17 protein-coding genes and 1 pseudogene are annotated in these 19348 nt (G+C 60.9%); 4 read left to right on the top strand and 14 right to left on the bottom strand.

Annotated features, from left to right (window positions below; genetic code table 11):
• Positions 1-21: 21 nt before the first annotated feature.
• Both BLU24_RS24915 and BLU24_RS24920 read right to left on the bottom strand, forming a co-directional pair.
• The gene (locus BLU24_RS24915; protein WP_093104855.1) at positions 22-843 is read right to left on the bottom strand and encodes a phosphatase PAP2 family protein; all 822 of its coding nucleotides are present in this window, start codon (positions 841-843) and stop codon (positions 22-24) included.
• Positions 840-1511, bottom strand: coding sequence for a histidine phosphatase family protein (locus tag BLU24_RS24920; protein WP_093104859.1), 672 nt, complete (start codon positions 1509-1511; stop codon positions 840-842). Before BLU24_RS24920 ends, BLU24_RS24915 begins: the two co-directional genes overlap by 4 nt.
• 388 nt (positions 1512-1899) lie before the next feature.
• Between BLU24_RS24920 and BLU24_RS28290 the strand changes: the two are divergent.
• Together BLU24_RS28290 and BLU24_RS28295 are read left to right on the top strand one after the other, a co-directional pair.
• Positions 1900-2778: pseudogene (locus BLU24_RS28290) on the top strand (methyl-accepting chemotaxis protein); the annotation flags it as partial.
• A gap of 201 nt (positions 2779-2979) precedes the next feature.
• On the top strand, positions 2980-3684 hold the full coding sequence (locus BLU24_RS28295) for a methyl-accepting chemotaxis protein (protein ID WP_370593651.1): 705 nt from the start codon (positions 2980-2982) through the stop codon (positions 3682-3684).
• Between the two features lie 144 nt (positions 3685-3828).
• Here the strand turns inward: BLU24_RS28295 and BLU24_RS24930 are convergent, their stop codons facing one another.
• The 5 genes from BLU24_RS24930 to BLU24_RS24950 form a co-directional block, all read right to left on the bottom strand.
• Positions 3829-4248 carry a type II toxin-antitoxin system VapC family toxin gene (locus tag BLU24_RS24930; RefSeq protein ID WP_093104867.1) on the bottom strand — a complete coding sequence of 140 codons (420 nt, stop codon included), beginning with the start codon at positions 4246-4248 and terminating at the stop codon, positions 3829-3831.
• Positions 4245-4490 carry a FitA-like ribbon-helix-helix domain-containing protein gene (locus BLU24_RS24935; RefSeq protein WP_093104871.1) on the bottom strand — a complete coding sequence of 82 codons (246 nt, stop codon included), beginning with the start codon at positions 4488-4490 and terminating at the stop codon, positions 4245-4247. Before BLU24_RS24935 ends, BLU24_RS24930 begins: the two co-directional genes overlap by 4 nt.
• A gap of 180 nt (positions 4491-4670) precedes the next feature.
• Positions 4671-6230, bottom strand: coding sequence for an FGGY-family carbohydrate kinase (locus BLU24_RS24940; RefSeq protein WP_093104874.1), 1560 nt, complete (start codon positions 6228-6230; stop codon positions 4671-4673).
• The gene (locus BLU24_RS24945; RefSeq protein WP_093104878.1) at positions 6227-7819 is read right to left on the bottom strand and encodes a glycerol-3-phosphate dehydrogenase/oxidase; all 1593 of its coding nucleotides are present in this window, start codon (positions 7817-7819) and stop codon (positions 6227-6229) included. The genes BLU24_RS24940 and BLU24_RS24945 overlap by 4 nt, the downstream gene beginning before the upstream one ends.
• Positions 7820-7824: 5 nt before the next feature.
• Positions 7825-9420: an FAD-binding oxidoreductase gene (locus BLU24_RS24950; RefSeq protein WP_093104881.1), complete on the bottom strand. Its 1596-nt coding sequence runs from the start codon at positions 9418-9420 to the stop codon at positions 7825-7827.
• Positions 9421-9626: 206 nt separating this feature from the next.
• On the opposite strand from BLU24_RS24950, the gene gliR reads away from it, so the two are divergent.
• Together gliR and BLU24_RS24960 are read left to right on the top strand one after the other, a co-directional pair.
• A complete protein-coding gene (gene gliR / locus BLU24_RS24955) occupies positions 9627-10643 on the top strand; it encodes an AraC family transcriptional regulator GliR (protein WP_093104885.1) in 1017 nt (338 codons plus the stop codon).
• Between the two features lie 234 nt (positions 10644-10877).
• Entirely contained in the window at positions 10878-11825 is a 948-nt protein-coding gene (locus BLU24_RS24960; RefSeq protein WP_093096277.1) for an IS110 family transposase, read from the top strand.
• A gap of 278 nt (positions 11826-12103) precedes the next feature.
• Here the strand turns inward: BLU24_RS24960 and BLU24_RS24965 are convergent, their stop codons facing one another.
• The 7 genes from BLU24_RS24965 to BLU24_RS24995 form a co-directional block, all read right to left on the bottom strand.
• Entirely contained in the window at positions 12104-12472 is a 369-nt protein-coding gene (locus BLU24_RS24965; RefSeq protein ID WP_093104889.1) for a glyoxalase superfamily protein, read from the bottom strand.
• A 118-nt stretch (positions 12473-12590) separates the two neighbouring features.
• Positions 12591-14048 (bottom strand): N-acyl-D-amino-acid deacylase family protein, encoded by a 1458-nt coding sequence (locus BLU24_RS24970; protein WP_093104893.1) that lies wholly within the window; start codon positions 14046-14048, stop codon positions 12591-12593.
• Position 14049: 1 nt separating this feature from the next.
• On the bottom strand, positions 14050-14910 hold the full coding sequence (locus BLU24_RS24975) for a MurR/RpiR family transcriptional regulator (RefSeq protein WP_093104897.1): 861 nt from the start codon (positions 14908-14910) through the stop codon (positions 14050-14052).
• Between the two features lie 16 nt (positions 14911-14926).
• Positions 14927-16276, bottom strand: a complete 1350-nt coding sequence (locus tag BLU24_RS24980) for a GntP family permease (protein WP_093106951.1) — start codon at positions 16274-16276, stop codon at positions 14927-14929.
• Between the two features lie 338 nt (positions 16277-16614).
• Positions 16615-17508, bottom strand: a complete 894-nt coding sequence (locus tag BLU24_RS24985; RefSeq protein ID WP_093104901.1) for an NAD-dependent epimerase/dehydratase family protein — start codon at positions 17506-17508, stop codon at positions 16615-16617.
• 103 nt (positions 17509-17611) lie between these two features.
• A complete protein-coding gene (locus tag BLU24_RS24990; RefSeq protein WP_093104905.1) occupies positions 17612-18523 on the bottom strand; it encodes a LysR family transcriptional regulator in 912 nt (303 codons plus the stop codon).
• Positions 18524-18583: 60 nt separating this feature from the next.
• Positions 18584-19174: an NAD(P)H-dependent oxidoreductase gene (locus BLU24_RS24995; RefSeq protein ID WP_093104909.1), complete on the bottom strand. Its 591-nt coding sequence runs from the start codon at positions 19172-19174 to the stop codon at positions 18584-18586.
• Positions 19175-19348 lie beyond the last annotated feature (174 nt).

Here is a 19348-nt window from a genome sequence, read left to right on the forward strand (position 1 = left end):
TTGCGCTTCTTTTAGATCGGCTCAGAGGGAAACCTCGGGTTGCGCGCCGACAGCGTTTGGCTCGCGCCGCTCCAGCACTGGCAACGCCAACCGCGCCCATCCATAGAAGGCCAGCGCCGTGAGCAAACAGGCGAGCCAGACGAAGATGCCCGCCCACAGCGTGTGGGACATGTAGTGCCAGCCTTGCAGGACGCGGGTGGTGCCATAGATGAATCCCAGCAGCAGCGAGCCCCACAGGATGGCCTTGGACAAACGCCACTGATAGCGGCGTGCGACGAAGTACAGCGCCAGCATGGTGAAGCCGCCCGACGCATGTCCCCCCGGCCAACACCGACCACTGCCTGCCTCGTGAAACAGCTGGAAGTTTTGGTACCACTCGATGTGGGGCATTTTTCCACCGTACAAGGTGGTTTCGATCGGGCAGTACACGCTGGTGTGGTACTTGAGGAAATGGATCACCCCGGTGCACACCGCAAAAGCGACCACCACAAAGAGAAAATCCCTACGGTGTTCTGCGCAGAATCGCAGCAGTGGTGCGACTTTGCTGCGTTGCAGAAATGCGCCGAGGCGTGGGCGCTTTTGCGGGTTTACCAGCGGCCAGATCACTGAGAGCAGCGCACCGATCAGGGCGATTTCTGCCGTCCAGTCGGGAATGATCCGCGCCCATTTATGGGTGAGTTTTTCGAAGAAGGGGATCTTGTCGATCGGGAACGTCTGGGTCTGCGGATCGAACAGCAGGTTGCTGATCGCGATGTCGATACCGGTCATGTCGAACATCAGGAACACCAGCGCTGCGCAGAGCAGTGGAATGCCGAAGTTGTACGCGTAGAAACGAGATTTCATCGGGTGGTCACCGTGCGCCAGTCGGAGGCTTCGATAAAACCGAGCATTTTTGGCGCGGCGGTGTTGGCAGCAGAAACGAACAGAGACGCGCCGTAATCTGGGTTGGAGGTCGGTACTTTCAAGTCTTTTTCAATTTGCGCCATGCACTCGCTGTGCGTCACCAGGATCAGATTGCGGCCCGGCACTTTGTGCGCCAGCGCGTCTTGCAGCATTCGTCCGCGGCAATTGATCAGCCAGTCATCACCGCTGGCGGCGTGGTTGAACATATAGCCGGCGGTCTGCACGGTGCGCATCGACGGGCTGTTGTAGATGTCGGCGTTGCTCAAGCCCAGTTGCTCGAAACGCGCGCCGACCGCGACGGCGACACTGCGCGAGCGCTCGGTGATACCGTCGTGGCCGCTCAGGCATTGCGCTCGCGAGTGATCGCAGCGCTCGACGTGGCGCACCAGGGCGATCACGTCGCCTTGGGCCCAGTCCTGCGCCAATGCCTGCGCGCCGGCGACGTTGCCGTGCGCCAGGTCCGGCACCGCTGTCGGCGCCAGCAACCACAGGGTCAGCGGGATGACCAGTATGGATGCCGCCAGCACCACCCAGGTGTCGCGAAAACGCGCCAGTACGCGCAAATCGATCGCGCGTTTGACGCCAAACAGGTTCAGTCTCAATTCCACAAAAAGCCGCCTCGCCGCAATGCATCTGCTGTCATTCGATGCGGCGAGGGTACCGAGCCCGGCGTCGGCGACCGGTGAAACCCATGTGAAAAAAGTCTTGGCAGCGGGCGCCCCGTACCGCAGGACAAAAAACCTTTCAGCTCTCGGATTTGCGGCCGATACAGTCCTGCTTACACCCCTGCTGGCTCAAAAGAACAACAATCTTCCAGCTTAACTGACGACCAAGAAACCCAACGTTTCTGGAGGATTATTGATGAATAGCTGGTTCGGCAACATCAGCGTGAACATGAAACTGGGCCTGGGCTTCGGACTGGTGCTGGCCCTGACGTGCGTTTTGGCCTTGACCGGCTGGACCAGCCTCGGCGGGCTGATCGACCGCAGCAACTGGATGAGCGACATCACTCAGCTCAACAGCGGCCTGACCAAACTGCGCGTGGTGCGCCTGCAATACATGCTGACCAATGGCGATGAAACCGCCGCGCAGAACGTGCAGACCACCCTCGATGGTTTCGCCGCTCAGCAGCAAGCGCTGATCAGCAAATTCAAGAGCCCGGAAAACGTCAAACTGCTTAAACAGCAGGCTGCGACCATTGCCGAATATCAGATTTCCCTGAACAAGATGCGCAACGCCTATCGCACCGGCAACAGCGCCCGCGACAGCATGAGCGTCAACGCCGCGACCGCGTACGATTTGATCGAATCGATCAGCCAGCGTGTGCAGCAGATGGAGCTGAGCGAGCAGCGTTTCGAACAGTTCCAGGCGGTCACGGCGGCCAAGGAAGCGTTCATCCTCGCGCGCTACGAAGTGCGCGGCTACACCGCCACCAGCAATGCCGAAACCGAGCAGAAAGCCGTCGGCCAGATCGATGCGGCGCTTGCCAGCCTCAAGCCACTGAACAGCTATTTTGCGTCGACCCAGCAAGACGCGCTGCGTCAGCTGGAGACCGCGCTGGTCAACTACCGCAGCTCGCTGATGGCGTTCAAGAATGCCAACAGCGAAGCGGTGCAGGCGCGTAAGGAAATGACTGACCAGGGCACCACCATCGTGTCCCTGAGCGAGCAGCTGTACCAGATTCAGCTCGACCGTCGTGACGTCGAAAGTGCTCAGGCCCGCACCTTTCAGTTGATCAGTACCCTGCTGGCGTTGCTGGTGGGCGTGATCGCTGCGGTGATCATCACCCGCCAGATCACCCGTCCGCTGCAAGAGACCCTGGCCGTGGTCGAGCGCATCGCCAGCGGCGACCTGACCCAGAACGTGACCGTCACGCGTCGCGACGAACTCGGCGTGCTGCAACAAGGCATTGCTCGCATGGGCGTGACCCTGCGTGACTTGATCAGCGGTATCCGCGATGGCGTGACCCAGATTGCCAGCGCCGCCGAAGAACTGTCGGCCGTGACCGAACAGACCAGTGCCGGCGTGAACAGCCAGAAAGTCGAGACCGATCAGGTCGCCACTGCCATGCACGAGATGACTGCCACCGTGCAGGAAGTCGCGCGCAACGCTGAAGAAGCCTCGCAAGCTGCTGCGGCGGCGGACGGTGAAGCCCGTGAAGGCGACAAGGTGGTGAACGAAGCCATCGCGCAGATCGAGCGTCTGGCCAGCGAAGTGGTGCGTTCGACCGAAGCGATGAGCGTGCTGCAACAGGAAAGCGACAAGATCGGCAGCGTCATGGACGTGATCAAAGCCGTAGCCGAACAGACCAACCTGCTGGCGCTGAACGCCGCCATCGAAGCCGCCCGCGCCGGTGAGGCCGGTCGTGGTTTTGCTGTGGTTGCCGATGAGGTCCGTGGTCTGGCCCAGCGGACGCAAAAGTCCACCGAGGAAATCGAGGGTCTGGTTGCTGGTCTGCAGAACGGCACTCAACAAGTGTCTGCGGTGATGAACAACAGCCGCGCGCTGACCGACAGCAGCGTCGCCCTGACCCGCAAGGCCGGTGCGTCGCTGGAAAACATCACCCGCACGGTGTCGAACATCCAATCGATGAACCAGCAGATCGCCGCCGCTGCCGAACAGCAAAGCGCCGTGGCCGAAGAGATCAGCCGCAGCATCATCAACGTGCGCGATGTATCTGAACAGACCGCCGCAGCGAGTGATGAAACGGCCGCGTCGAGCGTTGAACTCGCGCGTCTGGGTGGTCAGTTGCAGCAGATGGTCAGCCACTTCCGCGTTTGATGCTCATGTTGCGCTGAAGCTAAAACCCAATCGCGGGCAAGCCCGCTCCCACAGGTTTTTGGGTCGTCCACAGATGATGTGTTCGCCTCGAAAACTGTGGGAGCGGGCTTGCCCGCGATGTCATTTCGAATGGTTAAAAGCGCCTCATGCTTCCCACGGGTTGATCACTTCGATTTCGGAAAACTCGAAATCCCTGATATTTCGCGTCGCTATTGCAGCACCGCAGCTTCGGCAGATTGCAGCGATTTGCGCGTCAGCCATCGCGACTCCCCTTCCCTTCGCCTCCGCACCAGCTACGAGCGTTGCGTATTCAACGGCTGAATGAGCATCGAACGGCAGGATTCGTCCGGCAAAGTCCTCTTCGAACATTGCCATAGCATGGGCTTCAAGTTTCTGTTTGCGCTTGCCAGACGGCAGCCTTGCTATGCCATGAAGTATTTCTGCCACCGTAACTGCACTGACTGCCAACTCCATTGCGGGCTGAGCATCAACCCAAGCCAGTACACGGGATTCAGGCTCAACTCGCATAAACTCCGAAAGAACATTGGTATCAAGCACTATCATTCAGAAAAATCCACCGCAGTGGCTTTTTCGGAACGTTCGGGCAGCTTGAGATCGACTCCGCCGACAGCGCTGAACCGGCCGCGAATCCGACTGCCAAGTCCTCCGGCTCGATCAACGGCTGCCAATGCTCTACCCAATATCAGGCGAGCCTCTTCTTCCATAGAGTGTCCATTGTGCGCAGCAGTAATTCTCAACTGCTCCTTTAGCTTCTCATCCAGATTTCTAATTGTGATGCTGGCCATACCCGCCCTCCTGTAATCAATGAAATCACTGATTGCAGGCTAGCATAGTTTGAGTTTCCTACATAACTGTGGGAGCGGGCTTGCCCGCGATGGCGTTGTGTCAGGCGATTCGATGCTGGCTGACACTGCGCTATCGCGAGCAGGCTCGCTCAGTTTGTGAGTTGTCCACATTCAGCGGCTTCACGCCGGATACCCGGTAATCTCCCGAATGCTCTGATACAGCGGTTTAAGCTGCCGATACATGCGCAGATACACCTCTGCATACAGTCGCTGATAAACCTGCTGCGCCTCAGGTTGTGGGGTGAACACCGTGCCCACGTGGGTCATCGCGGCGATGGCGCTGGGGAAGTCGGGATGCAGGCCCAGCCCTACTGCACAGCAGATCGCGGCGCCGAGGCCGGAGGCTTCGTAGACGTGCGGGCGCTCTGCCGGCAGGCCGAAGATGTTGGCGGTCAGTTGCATCGCCGCATCACTTTGCGATCCGCCCCCGGCCACGCGCAGGCGCTTGATCGAGACCTTCGAGCGTTTCTCGATGTTTTCCATGCCTTGGCGGAGCGCATAAGCCAAACCTTCCAGAATCGCCCGGTAGATATGCGCGCGAGTGTGCACATCGCCGAAGCCGATCATCGCGCCTTTGGCCTCCACGCCCGGTTCGCGAATGCCCGGCGACCAGTAGGGTTGCAGCATCAATCCCATCGAACCCGGTGGCACCGCATTGACCAGCGCGTCGAACAGTTGCTCGGGCTCGATACCCTGCTCTTGCGCCTGCTGCATTTCGCGCAGGCCGAACTCGTTCTTGAACCAGCTGACCATCCAGTAGCCGCGGTAGATCATCACTTCGCAGTTGTACTGATCGGGCACTGCCGCGGGGTACGGCGGGATCAGCGGGACGATTTCCAGGTAGCGTGAACGGGTGCTGGTGATGGTCGCCGTGGTGCCGTAGGACAGGCACACGGTGCTTGTATCGACCACGCCGGCACCGAGCACTTCGCAGGCCTTGTCGGCACCGGCGGCAATCAGCGGCAACCCTTCGGGAATACCCGTATGACGGCTGGCTTCAGCGCTGATGTGGCCGAGGGTTTCGCCGGGCTTGTGCAGGCTCGGCAACTGCTCGGGACGCACCGCCAGCGCCTGCCATTTCCAGTCACGCAGCGCCGCCCACTTCAGCCGCTTGAAATCGAACGGCAGGTAGCCGACGCAGCAGCCCACCGAGTCGACAAAGCGCCCGCAGAGTCGATAGCTGAGAAACCCCGACAGCAGCAAAAACTTGTCGGTCGCCGCCCACACTTGCGGTTGATGCCGGGCAATCCAGTTGGCCTCGGCCTGGGCGCGAAAGTAGTCGACGGTGGCTTTCGCGCCGACCAGTTTGAGCAGCCAGCCCCACGGCCCTTTGATGCCGCCAGCAACTTCGCTTTGACGCTGATCGAGCCACACAATTGCCGGGCGCAGTGGTTTGCCATCGGCATCAAGATTGATCACCGTGCCGCGCTGCGTAGTCAGGGAAACGCCGACAATCTGCGCACGGTCGATCCCGGTCTGCTGCCAGAGTTGCTGACACGCCTCGCCGAGTTTCGCCCAGTAATATTCCGGATCCTGCTCGGCCCAGCCCGGTTGCGTCGAGTAATACGCTTGCAACTCGACCTTGCCCTTGCCGAGCAGATTGCCCTGCAGATCGAACAGCAGCGCGCGCACGCTCTGGGTGCCGTTGTCGATCGCCAGCAGGTATTTTTTAGCCGTCATGGCGTGACCTCCGGCAAGCCATGATCGCGTTGCCACAGCAAACGATAACGCTGAATCTCCGCCTGCCAGCGCTCGTCGCTCCAGGCCAGGCGCGGCTGGCAGAGCGTACGGATCGCGGCGAAATGCTCCTCGCTACCGCGCGCCAGCAACAGCCCCAGACGAGTGCGACGCAGCAGCAAGTCATCCAGATGCAGGACCATTTCCGCCTCGCAGGCAAACGCCAGTTCGGCCCACAACGTATCCGTGGCGCCGACCGTTTCCTGCCCGACTTCGGCAATGAGTTGCGCCAGCCTCGGCAGATCACGGCCATGGCGCCCGGCCAGGCGTCGCCATTGCTGCGGGCTGAGGCCAGGAATCGGCGATGGCTGCACCGCGGCAAACACCGGCGCGGCGTCATCTTCAAAAGCGCGGCCGAGCATGTCCGCGCATGCCTTGAGCACTTCAATCGCTTGCGGACGGAACGTGGTCAGTTTGCCGCCGGCCAGGGTGACGCAGCCGGGCTCCTGCCACAGCACATGTTCCCGGGTTTCGTTCGACGGTTTGCCCTGATGCTCGCCAGCAGCGCCGACCACCGGACGCACGCCGGCCCAGGTCGACAGCACATCCGTCGCCGTCAATTCGGCAGCGGGAAAGGCTTGCGTGCAAGCGGCCAGCAGATAGTCGAGTTCTTCGCCGCTGATGCTCGCGCTCTGATCGAGATCTTCACGATGATCGAGATCAGTGGTGCCGACCACAGTCGCGCCTTCCCACGGGAAAACGAACACCGGCCGCCGGTCACGCGCATGCAGAAAGGTCAGCGCCTGCGCCACCGGCAAACGCCAACCCGGCAGCAGCAAATGACTGCCGCGCAGCGGGCGCAATTGCCGTGGCGAATCGCTTGGACGCAGGCGCTCGGCCCATGCGCCCGTGGCAACCGCGAGCACAGCGCAGCGCAATTGCAATGCGTTACCCGACTCGCCATCTTCAACTTCAACGCCACACACCCGCCCGTCTTCACGCAGCACCTGCGTCACGCGCAAACCATTGAGCACCACGGCGCCATCGGCGCGCGCCTCGTGCAATACGCGCATCACCAGCCGGGCATCGTCGGTCAATGCATCGACGAAACGGGTGCCGCCGACAAGGTCATGTTCCTTCAGCCCCGGCGTCAGAAAACGCAGCTGCTGCGCGTCATGGAAACGATGGCTGCGGCGCCCGGCCAAGGCGTCGTAAATACTCAGTAAACCGCTCAACACACGCGGGCCGGGAAAGCCGCCGCGATAGTGCGGCATCAGGAAACTCATCGGCTCGACCAGCCCCGGCGCCTCGTCGAGCAGGCGCTGGCGTTCGCGCACCGAATCGCGGGTCAGCCGCCACTGGCCCTTGGCGATGTAGCGCAAACCGCCATGGACCATTTTCGAAGAACGACTGGAGGTGCCCCAGGCAAAATCCCGCTGCTCCAGCAACAGACAGCGCCAGCCACGCCGCGCCGCTTCACGCACTATCCCGGCGCCACTGATGCCGCCGCCGATCACGATCAGATCCCAGCGTTCGTCCGCCAGGGTTGGCAGCATCTGCTCGCGCCATGCGGCGTTCCAGTTCTCATTCACGGCAGTCATTCCGGCAGCAACGTGCCGGGATTGAGGCGCCCGGCCGGATCGAAATGTCTGCTCAACGCCTGCAAGGTTTCCACCGCCAGCGCGCCCTTCTCGCGCAGCAGATACGCCGCGTGGTCCTTGCCGACGCCGTGCTGATGGCTGATCGTGCCGTGGTGGGTGACGATGGTTTGACTGGCCGCATGTTTGAGCGCCTGCCAGCGCGCCAGCGTCGCCGGGTAATCCGCCGCCGGGCGAAACACGTAAGTGGTGTAGATGCTCGAGCCTTCGCCGTAGACGTGGGACAGGTGGGTGAACACATGCACGCGCTCGCCTTCAGCGGCCAGGGCGTCGCGCAGGCTGTTTTCGATGAGGTTGAGCAAGTGGTCGACGTTGCTCCAGTCGGTCGCGGTTTCCAGGGTGTCGACCACGTAACCGGCGTTCCACAGGTTCTCCCGCAGGTAGGGAAAACGGAAGCGGTTCTGCGCCCACTTCTTGCCGAGCAAGGTGCCGGTGAACACACCGCCGAACGCTTTGAGATTCTGCCGCGCCTGGCGCAACGACAGCGCGTTCTGCTGACGATTGCCGGTCACACCGAAGGTCAGCAGGCATTTGCCCTCGCCGGCACCGCGCAGGCTCAGGTACTTTTCCAGCCAGGCAATCTGTTGCGGATGACCGGCCAGGGCCAGTTGCGTTTCGGTTTCCACCGCGTTGGACAGGCGCAGCATCGACAGCGGCACGCGCGCCTGGGCCAGTTGGCGAATGGCGCCGAGTGCCTGCGTCCAGTCCGGCAGGAACACGCCATAGAAATGTTCATCGGCAGGCAGCGCACTGACGCGCACCTTGACCTCGGAAATGATTCCGAAACGGCCCTCGCAACCGAGCACGATTTCGCGCAGGTCCGGGCCAGCCGCCGAGGCTGGAAAGGTCGGGATCTGCAGCGGTCCGGCGAAGGTTTCCAGCGTTCCGCCGGCGAACAATTGCTCGATGCGCCCGTAGCGCAACGACTGCTGGCCACTCGAGCGACTGGCGACCCAACCGCCCAGCATCGACAGCTCCCACGACTGCGGAAAATGCCCCAGGGTATAGCCGCGCGCGCGCAACTGGCTCTCGACCTGCGGGCCGCTCGCGCCGGGGCCGAAGGTCGCCAGCAGACTCTGTTCGTCGAGGTCGGTCAAGCGGTTCATTCGCGCCAGTGAAACGGTCAGTACTGGCCGTGCCGAATTCGGCGGATTGATGTGCCCGGCCACCGACGTGCCGCCGCCGTAAGGGATCAGGCACACGTCCTGCTCCTCGGCCAGCTTCAGCAATTGGCGAATGGCGGCGGCGCTCTCCGGAAATGCCACGGCGTCGGGATAAACGCCCAGCGTGCCTTCGCGCAGCGCCAGCCAGTCCGGCAGACTCTGACCGCGCGCATGCAGCAAACGCTCATGGGCGTCGATGCTGTACAAGGCGTGCGCCGGCAACCGCGAGGCGGGCACCCGGGCCAGCGCGGTGTCCAGCGAGGCGTCGGGCAGCGCGCGGCCCTCGCCCACTCGCTGCGCAAGAAAGCTTGCGCCCTGCGCTGGTAACTCGACCACCGTGGTTGCGTCTCCCCAGCCGTTCCAGCGTCGCATGCGTGTGTCCTTATGAGCCGTCGAATCAGTGCGGCTTCAAGTCCTCATACTAGCCAGCGGCGCAAGAGTGTCACGGTCGTATCCGGCCAATCGGGGTAGCTAATTGAGTCAACCGGCGTGCCAGATACGGTCATTTACTTTCGCCGGGGTTTCACCGTACCTTTCGGCCATCCCTTCGCTCAGGCGTTGCTCAAAGGAACGCGATCATGCAATCGCTCGGTTTCACTTCGGTTCCGCCGCTGCTCAAGTACCTGCGCCATGCCGGGCAACTGGGCATGGCCATCGAGCCGGCGCTGGCGGCGGCCGGGTTGCAGACGCAGCAGTTGAGCGACAACAGCTTGCGCTTGCCAGGCGAGGCGCATGAGCGTTTGCTCGACTATTTCTGCGAGCATTCCGGCGATCCGCTGTTTGGTCTCAACGCGGCGAATTTCGTCCTGCCCAATTCCTGGAGCGTGCTCGGTTACATCACCATGAACTGCGCGACGCTGGGCGATGCGATGAGCCGGATCATGCCGTTTGAAAAACTGGTCGGCGACATGGGCGTCAGCCGCACCGAAATGCGCGACGGTCAGGTGCATTTGATCTGGGATTGCCGTCATCAGCGCCCGCGAATCCGGCGGCATCTGGTGGAAAACGTGCTCGGTTCGTGGCTGCACTATGCGCGCTGGATTGCCGACACGCAGCTGTCGCCGGCCGCTGTCTGGCTGGAACACTGCTGCCCGGCCGAGGTGACGCCGGCGCAATACCAGAGCTTCTTCGGTTGCCCGGTGTTGTTCGATCAGCCGTATTCGGCGTTGATCGTGCCGCTGGCCTATCTGCAATTGCCGTTGCGTCAGGCCGATGCGCAGTTGTTGCGCACGCTGGAGGAACACGCGCTGGGCTTGCTGGCGACACTGGAGGACGCGCCGCTGGCGCAGCAGGTGAAAAACATTCTGCGCGGTCTGCTCAAGCAGGGCTTGCCGCGCAAGGAGCAAGTGGCCGAACAGCTGAATGTGTCGCTGCGCACCTTGCAGCGACAGTTGCAGCAGGCGGGGACGTCGTATCAGCAGGTGCTCGATGAGTTGCGGCAAGAACTGGCGGAGCATTATTTGCTCAACAGTGATTTGCCGATTCAGGAGATTGCCCAGTATCTCGGGTTTACCGAACCGCGGTCATTTCACCGGGCGTTCAAGAGTCAGAGGGGGATGCCGCCAGGGGAGTTTCGGCAGATGCATCGGCGGTGATGGGTCGGGTCTCTTCGCGAGCGGGCTCGCTTGTATGGTAGGACTTGAAGGGAGGAGGAGGGACAAGGCTCGATTCTGACTGTTAGCGCAGTACAGACCGTGGGAGATTTTCACCCTCCTCCTTTCACCCAAGCGCCGATAAAGAATGCATCTGGCCTAGACCGACGATAGGAACAAGCCTGCGCCTCTGGGTGAACCCTTCAAGTGTTCAAACCTTAGCCCGGAGGATTTCTCATGGCAATGCCCGTCGCTACTACCCAGTCGATTGTCGGGGTTGATGTCGCCAAAGACGAACTGGTGATTTATCACGTCGAATCAGATCGGCTCGAGACAATCTCCAATACCAAAACGGCGATCAAGAAATGGCTCAAGACCGTTGCCAAACCAGTAGCAATCGCCATCGAAGCCACCAATATTTATCACCAGGAGTTCGCCGAGCTGGCGCACGCGGATGGCTGCAGGATCTATATGGTTGGCGGTTATGAACTCAGTCATTACCGCAAAGGCGTGAACGTTCGCGCTAAAACTGATGCGCTGGATGCTCGTTTATTGGCCCGCTATCTGACAAACGAAGGGGACCATTTGCGCCCTTGGACACCGCCGTCTCCGCTGTATTGCCGGCTCATCAGTCTGTTCCGGCGTCGTGCGGCTCTGGTTCAGGCTCGTGTCAGCCTCAAGCAGAGCTGGGAGAATGAGCCGCTGCTCAAAACCGCTTTCAAGAATCAGATAAGCGCCATGCAAAGGCTGGAAACCTTGCTTGAAAAAACGATCCTGACGCAGATAGAAGAAGCCGGTTTGGGCGCACAGCTCAAGCGCTGCATGAAGGTCGAAGGCATCGGTACGTTGACTGGCGCCCGCTTGCTCGCATCCTTTCAGCGTGGGGACTTCAGGAATGCCGACGCTTTCATCGCTTTTCTAGGCATGGATCTGCGCATAGCGGACTCAGGCAAAAAGAAAGGCCGGCGCTGCCTGACCAAACGAGGCGACCCTGAGGCACGTCGATTGCTGCACAACGCTGCAATGGCGGCCAGTCGGACCTCGGTGTGGAAAGGGTTTTATGAGGCTATGAGAGGGCGTGGTTTGAGCACTACCCAAGCACTGGTCGCACTAGCCCGCAAGCTTGCACGGGTGGTATTTGCTCTGTTGAAAAACCAGAGCGAATACTCACCCAAAGGCGTTTAGGGGCTAGGCATGAACCATAGAATCTCCCACGGTTGATCGTGGTTGGTCGCGAGTTTGGTGTTTACCCCGTTTCCCCTCACCCCAGCCCTCTCCCAGAGGGAGAGGGAGCCGACCGGGGGTTGCTCGAACGATGCGCCGACCTGCAAGAGCGGCGGTGAATCCCCAATCGACTCGATTTTTCAGGTCGGTGTATAGCGCAAGACACCTCGGTCAGTCCCCTCTCCCTCTGGGCGGTCCGACGTTTCGGGAGGGCTAGGGTGAGGGGCTTTTTTCCCGCGTCAGAGACTGATCGCATTGGTAAACACCAGCCGATTGCCAAACGGATCGGCAATCGTCATGTCCTGGCTGCCCCACGGCATCGCCTGAATCTGCGGGTGTGAAAACGTGTAGTCCTTGGCGATCAGTTGTTGCTGAAAAACTTCCAGCTCATCCGTCTCGATGCGCAGCGCCGAACCCGGGCACGCGTCGCCGTGATGCTCGGACAAATGCAGCACACAATCGCCGCGCGACACCTGCAGATACAGCGGAAAATTCGCTTCGAAGCGATGCTGCCAGTCGATCTTGAAACCAAGAAAATCGACGTAGAACTCAACAGCTTTGGCTTCATCGAAGATCCGCAGGATCGGTGTGGTTTTGCCGAAGCTCATGGGGTGCTCCCTGACTGATTGGCCCCACAGTGTAGACGGGGTGGATGTCAGCAAGTCGGCCTGCTGCCGGCTTTCTTTAGTCGCAATGTGCCATCACTGTGACGCAGACCACGAATCGTCAACGAAAGTTGTCGCGCAAATCCCCCTGTCGCGCAAGAAACCGCCCTGCCCGACTGCCATTCGCCTGGCCCTCTCGATAGCTCAACACGCCGTTGACCCACACCCCGTCAATGCCCTGCGCCGGCCGTTGCGGGTCGTTGAAATCAGCCACATCGCGCACTGTCGCCGGGTCGAACAACACCAGGTCCGCCCAATAGCCTTCACGGATTTCGCCCCGTTCTTTCAAGCCAAAGCGCGCTGCCGACAGGCCGGTCATCTTGTGCACGGCGGTGTGCAGCGGAAACAGGCCGACGTCGCGACTGAAATGCCCCAGCACCCGTGGGAAAGCGCCCCACAGGCGCGGATGCGGGAACGGGTCTTCGGGCAGGCCGTCAGAGCCGACCATGGACAGTGGATGGGCGAGGATTCTTCTGACATCAGCCTCGTCCATGCCGTAGTACACCGCGCCTGCCGGTTGCAGACGTTTCGCGGCGTCGAGCAGCGACAGATTCCATTCGGCGGCGATGTCGATCAGGTCGCGCCCGCTGACTTGCGGGTGCGGTGTCGACCAGGTGATGGTGATGCGGTGGGCGTCGGTGACTTGCTTGAGATCCAGGGTCGACGAACTCGCCGCGTAGGGATAACAATCGCAACCGACCGGGTGACTTTTTGCTGCCTCCTCCAACGCTGCCAATAACTGTGGACTGCGCCCCCAATTGCCGACGCCGGCACATTTGAGGTGGGAAATGATCACCGGTGATTGCGCGTGACGGCCAATCTGAAACGCCTCGTCCATGGCTTCGAGCACCGGGGCGAATTCGCTGCGCAAATGGGTGGTGTAAACCGCACCGAATGCCGTCAGTTCTTCGGTCAGCTGCATGACTTCATCGGTTGAAGCGTTGTAGGCACTGGCGTAGGCCAGGCCCGTGGATAAACCCAAGGCACCGGCCTCCAGGCTTTCGCGCAACTGCACGCGCATCGCAGCGATTTCCTCCGCCGTTGCGGTGCGGAACAGGTCGTCGAGGTGATTGCTGCGCAGCGCCGTGTGGCCGACCAGTGCCGCAACATTCAGCGTGATGTTGGCCGCTTCCACCGCCGCGCGGTAATCGCTGAAGCGTGGGTAAACGAACGCGGCCTGATTGCCGAGCAGGTTCATCGGGTCCGGCGGATTGCCCTTCAACGTGACCGGCGAAGCGCTGATGCCGCAGTTGCCGACAATCACCGTGGTCACGCCCTGGCTGAGCTTGGGCAACATCTGCGGTTGGCGGATGACCACGGTGTCGTCGTGGGTGTGGACATCGATGAAACCCGGCGCCAGCACGCGGCCAGCGGCGTCGATTTCTTCCCTGGCGCTGGCGTCGTGCAGGTCGCCGATGCGCTCGATGCGGCCGTTGAGAATCGCCACGTCGGCTTCATAGCCTGGGGTATTGCTGCCATCGATGAGCAAGGCGTTGCGAATCAGCGTGTCGTACAGCATGTCAGTCTCCCAGCGGCAGGTGATCGTCGCCGCCACGGTATTCGTCGAGGGCGAGTTTGATCCGCCGCAGACGTTCTTGATTGTCTTCAGGACTGGCCAGCGCCAGCTCGGTGGCGAGCACGTCGATGGCCAGCAGCATGCCGTAGCGCGCCGCCGTCGGTTTATAGATGAACGAGGTCTCCGCGCCTTGCAGCGGCAGGACGACATCGGCCAGTTCGGCCAGCGGCGAATCGGCGCGGGTGATTGCCAGAATGCGCGCGCCGTAGTTGCGCGCCAGTTCGACCGTTTCCAGCAACTCCGGGGTGATGCCGGTCAATGAGCAGACGATGAGCACTTGCTCGGCGTTCAGGCTGGCCGCGGTGACGCGCATCATCACCGCGTCATGACACACCGCAATCGGATAGCCGAGGCGCACCAGGCGCACCTGCAATTCATCGCTGCACAGGGTCGAGCATCCGCCCATGCCGAACGCATGAATCATCCGCGCCTGGCCAAGCATTTTCACCGCATCGTCGAAGCGCGATTCGTCGAAACCGGCCAGATGCTGGCGCAGCGTGGTTTCGATGTCGCCGACGATCTGGCCGTAGAACGCCGACTGTTCAGGCGTGCCCGCCGGATCAAGAAAACGGCTGCCGACGCCGCTGGCCTGGGCCAGTTGCAGGCGCAGGTCACGCAGGTCGCGGCAGCCGACTGTGCGGGCAAAGCGCGACAGCGTGGCGGTGCTGACTTCGGCGCGTTGCGCGAGGTCTTCGAGGCTGGCGCTGGCGGCGAAACCGACGTCGTCGAGCATCAGCCGGGCGATACGCCCTTCGCCTGCGCTGAAGGAATCCTGGCGGGCGCGGATCTGGTAGAGGATATCCATGGGCGGCGGGCTCCGGTTACAGCAGGTAAGAAAGGCCAACGGTCAGGCCGAAAGCGACCAGCGAGATCAGCGTCTCAAGTACCGTCCAGGTCTTGAACGTCTGCGCGACGCTCATGTTGAAGTATTCCTTGATCAACCAGAAGCCGCCGTCGTTGACGTGGGAAAAGATAACCGACCCGGCGCCGGTCGCCAGCACCAGCAGCTCCGGGTGTGGATAACCCAGACCAATGGCCACCGGCGCGACCACCCCGGATGCGGTGGTCATCGCAACGGTTGCGGAGCCGGTGGCGATGCGCATCAACGCGGCTAACAGCCAGCCCATGAGCAGCGGCGACAGATGAAATTCATCGGCGAGGCCGACGATCTGATCAGTCACGCCTGCGTCCACCAGAATCCGGTTCAAGCCACCGCCGGCGCCGACCAGCAGGGTGATGCTGGCGGTGGGCGCGAGGCATTCGTTTGTGAACTTGAGGATCGATTCGCGGTTGAAGCCTTGGGCGATGCCGAGTGTCCAGAAGCTCAGCAAGGTCGCTAGCAACAGGGCGATGACCGAGTTACCGATGAACAGCAGGAACTGGTTGAACCCGCTGCCCGGGGTGGAAATCAGATTGGCCCAGCCGCCGATCAGCATCAGTACCACCGGCAACAGAATGGTTGCCATGGTGATGCCGAAACCGGGCAGTTTGTCGCGTGGCTCGCGGTCCAGAAATTGTTTTTCCAGCGGGTTATCCGCCGGCAATTGAATGCGCGGCACGATGAATCTGGCGTACAGCGGGCCGGCGATGATTGCAGTCGGAATGCCGATGGCGATCGCGTAGAGCAAGGTCTGCCCGTCCGAGGCCTGATACGCCTGCACCGCGAGCATCGCCGCCGGATGCGGCGGCACCAGTGCATGCACCACCGACAGGCCCGCAACCATCGGCAACCCGACCATCAGAATCGACACACCGACTCGCCGCGCCACGGTAAAGGCAATCGGTACCAGCAAGACGAAACCGACTTCGAAGAACAGCGGCAGCCCCACCAGAAAGGCGATGCAGACCATCGCCCAGTGCGCGTTCTTCTCACCGAACTTATCGATCAAGGTTCGCGCCATCTGCTCGGCACCGCCGGACTCGGCCATCATCTTGCCAAGCATCGTCCCCAGCGCCACCACCAGCGCAATGTGCCCCAGCGTCTTGCCGACCCCGGCCTCATATGCCCCTACCACGCCCGACGGTGGCATGCCGGCGACCAGAGCCAGGCCGATGGAAATCAGGGTGATGACGATGAACGGATTGAGCCGGTAACGGGCGATCAACACGATCAGCGCGATGATGGCGACAGCGGCATAGATCAACAGCCAGTAGCCGAAAGAAGGCGTCATGCGGTACTCCTCGAAAGGGTCACGTTCGAATGGGTCGTGAAACTCATAAATCATTTCGAGATCGAGATTTCAAACCGCATGAAAGTAATTTTCGTGGAAAGGCAAGGTGTGTCGCTGATGGGTATGGGTTGTCGTGATGAATGAAAATCGTGGGGTGGGATTTACATGCTTTTACAGCCAACACAGCCCCCTGTAGGAGTGAGCCTGCTCGCGATTGTGTCGTAACAGTCAATATCATCATTGGCTGAATGACCGCTATCGCGAGCAGGCTCACTCCTACAGTTTGATCGCATTCCTCCAGACAGAATGCGCAAAACCTGTGGGACGTAGCGTACGGATCACACCATTTCGTGACGAATCCATTCAACTACCGAAGTACGCTTCGGCGCCCAGCCCAGCAGTTCGCGGGCCTTCTTGCCGCGGACGCGGCTGTTGGAGCCGAGGCCGTAGTTGGCCATCTCATAGCCCCATTCGGCTTCGGCGTCCTGCAGCGGCCAGTCTTGTGGCTGGCCCAGATTCAGCGCGGCGGCCATGGCGGTAGTCATGTCGATGAACGACGCTTCACCGCTTTCGACGAAGTAGAAAGTGCCCGGCACATTCTTGCTCAGCGCCAGTACGTAAAGGGCCACGACGTCTTCGATGTGCACGTTGGACCAGATGTTCTGCCCGGTACCAACATGCCGCACCACACCACTTTTGCGCGCCTGCTTCAGCAGACGCGGCAACTGCACGCTGTCGCGTTTGACGCCGAGGCTATGACCGTAGATCAGCGTGTTGCAAATGACAGCGGAATTCACGCCATCCTTCGCCGCGGCAAGCACCAGGTTGTCGATCGCCACGCGGGCGGCTTTGTCGACGGTCGGTTCCGGCAAGTTATCTTCGTAATAGATGACGTCGCTGGACTTACCGCCCGACGCATCGCCGACAATGCTCGAACCGCTGGTGTGCAGGAACACTTTGTTGGAGCCGCGCAAAGCGTCGAGCAACGCTTCGACCGCGCCGCGATGGTCGCTGCTGGCGGCGTTGATTACCGCATCCGCCGCGCGGGCCCGTTCGGCGAGCAATGCCTGATCGTCAAGGGTGCCGATGACGGCGTTAATCCCCAGAGCCTTGAGTTCATCAGCCTGTTCGGCACTGCGCACCAGCCCGGTGACCTGATGCCCGGCCTGGACCAGGCCAGTGGCAATGGAACCGCCGATGAAACCGGCAGCGCCGGTAACGAATACGTTCATGGAGAAACTCCCTGCGTGAATAAGTGATGAGGCGAGTATCGACCGCTGAACTCGATCGAAAAACCCGCCCGCACCCAAATCACTCTTGCGCAGGGATCACGAATCAGCCCTTGAAATCCGCGCTGGCGTACGCCGCAAGTTTGCCTTGAATGAAATCCAGAAAGCACTGAATGCGCAGCGCCAGTTGCGAGTTGCGGTAGTACACCGCATTGATCGGCTGGCGATATCCGCTGTTGAATTCACCCAGCAGGACTTTCAAGCGCCCGGCACGAATGTCATCGATGGTCATGAAGTGCGACAGACAGGCAATGCCCTGCCCTTCCAGCGCCAGATGGCGCACGGTCTCACCGCTGGAGGCGCTGATCGCCGCAGTGATCGGCCAACGGTCACCGTGTACGTAACGCAGCGGCCACTGGTTGAGACCTTCGTTTTGGGTAAAACCGAGCAATGTGTGCTCGCTGAGATCGGCCACTTGGCGCGGCGTACCGCGCTGTTTCAGATAGGTCGGGCTGGCGACGATCAGCAACGGACTGCAACCGAGCGAACGCGCATGCAACGTCGAATCGGCGAGATTGCCGATGCGAATGGCGATGTCGGTGCTTTGTTCCAGCAGATCGATGATCAGGTCATTGCTGTTGAGTTCGAGCTGAATGTCCGGGTAGAGCCGGCGAAACTCGTCGATGTAGGGCACGATGGCGTGCAGCATGAACGGTGAGGCGGCGTTGATTCGCAGTCGCCCGGACGGGGTTTGCTGGCGCGAGGACAGGCGTTCTTCGAGTTGGTCCATTTGATCGAGAATCAGCTTGGCCTGTTCGAAGAAGTACCGGCCCTCCTCGGTCAGGTCCATGCGCCGCGTGGTGCGGTTGATCAGCGTCGTTTCGAGTTTGGCTTCCAGCCGCGACAGCGTGCGACTGACCGCCGATGGCGTCTGCCCGACCTGTTCGGCCGCGGCGGAAATCGAACCGCACTCGATCACGCAGACGAAAATCTGCAATTCATCGGATCTGGCTTTCACGGGTGTCCTCTGCTCGATGGGCCTGCCACGCAGGCGCAGGCCCTCGATAGTAGCCGAGCATCAGCCCTTGAGGCCAAACACCTCGGTCAAATGCTGCTCATAACGCGCCACGTCGTTTTCGATGTTCGGGCGCTTCATCACGTCGACACAGAGGAAGGTTGGCAGCGCGGTCATGCCAAGAAACTCGTTGGCCTTGTGGAACGGGAAGTACACTGCATCGACGCCCTTGGCTTCAAAGAAATCGCTGGGGTCATCGAAGGCTTGCTGCGGTGCGTTCCAGGTCAGCGAAAGCATGTACTGCTTGCCCTGGATCAGACCTCCGCTGCCGTATTTCTGCGACGCGTCGGAACGGGTGCGGCCATCGCTGGCGTAGAGACTGCCGTGGCCCTCGGTAAAGACTTCGTCGATGTATTTTTTTACGGTCCATGGCGCGCCCATCCACCAGCCCGGCATCTGATAAACGATCACGTCGGCCCAGAGGAATTTCGCCACTTCCTCGGCGACGTCGTAGCCCTCGTCGATGAAGGTGGTTTTCACATCGACACCGCCACGGTCCAGCACGCTCAGCGCGGTTTCGTGCAGGGTGGCGTTGTAGCGACCGTCGGAGTGAGCGAATTTTTTACCGCCATTGAGCAACAGTACTTTTTTCATGACAAAGCCTCAGCGCAGCCATTGGGCTGGATGGAAAGTGGAAATGGAATGGCGGCAGATTAACGGCTCGCGTCGCGCGGAATAAGCCATGCCCGCGCAAAATACATTTGAGCAAAACGCACGAATCGAACCGTGATTGTTGTCGTAGCATTCGGCGCTTTCATGAATACGAGG

Origin of the sequence: Pseudomonas sp. Z003-0.4C(8344-21), assembly GCF_900104975.1 — a bacterium.
In the GTDB taxonomy this organism is placed as follows: Bacteria; Pseudomonadota; Gammaproteobacteria; order Pseudomonadales; family Pseudomonadaceae; genus Aquipseudomonas; species Aquipseudomonas granadensis.